We start from the raw sequence: 892 nt of genomic DNA on the forward strand, positions 1-892 counted from the left end.
GACAAGAAGGTGGACCTTGGGGCGCTACGCGAGGATGTGCAGGGAGTCGAGGAAAACGGTGATGATTATAAGGAAGTGCCCCTTGGTAAATATGAGGTGCGAGTGGAGAAGATGGAGCTAGGCGAGACAGGTGAGAAGTCCAAGAACCCTGGCTCTCCGATGCTGAAGGTGCAGTTCCGCATTATTGCCGGAGAGAGCACGAAGAGTTGCATTTTCATGAATCAGGTGGTTACGGCAGCGTTTGGCATCCATAAGGCCAACGACTTCCTGCGCTCCCTTGATTCGGGTATCGAGGTTGGGTTTGAGAGTTACGCACAGTATGCCGATCTGATCCTGGATATCGGCGAGGAAATCGACGGCAAGCTGGAATACGCCATCGAGTACGGGCAGAACAAGCAGGGTTTCAGCACATTCGAGGTCATGGAGGTTTTCGAGGTTTAATCCAATCCGCAAGCCCGCTGCTAGTGGCGGGCTTGCCTATGCCCATACCGGAAAGGGGGTGATTTCAGTGTTGCTTTTTTACGATTTTGAAGTTTTTTCCCACGACTGGTTGGTGGTGGTACTTGATCCTTCCACACGATCCGAAACGGTCATAGTCAACGATGGGGACGCTCTGGCAAAACTCTATTACGCCAACCGTGACAACGTGATATTCGTCGGCTACAACAACCGTAGATATGACCAATACATTATGCGCGGCATACTTGCTGGCTTTGACCCAAAAGAGATCAACGACTGGATAATTAAAGATGGCAAGCAAGGGTGGCAGTTCTCGCGATTATTCCAGACCTACCCAATGGTTAACTATGATGTGATGCCGAATCCTCCTGTGGGCTTAAAAACCCTTGAAGGATTCATGGGTGCTAGCATCGAAGAAACCAGTGTGCCGTTC

General features: G+C 50.6%; 2 protein-coding genes. Both read left to right on the top strand.

Features of this window, described 5'->3' with window-relative positions:
* Nucleotides 1-441 (top strand): DUF669 domain-containing protein (locus RR842_RS11060; protein WP_332729761.1); only part of this gene is annotated, 441 nt, incomplete at its 5' end.
* A 67-nt stretch (nt 442-508) separates the two neighbouring features.
* Nucleotides 509-892, top strand: a 384-nt coding sequence (locus RR842_RS11065) for a hypothetical protein (protein WP_332729762.1), incomplete at its 3' end; no start/stop codon positions are given.

This window comes from Gordonibacter sp. (assembly GCF_036667095.1).
In the GTDB taxonomy this organism is placed as follows: domain Bacteria; phylum Actinomycetota; class Coriobacteriia; order Coriobacteriales; family Eggerthellaceae; genus Gordonibacter.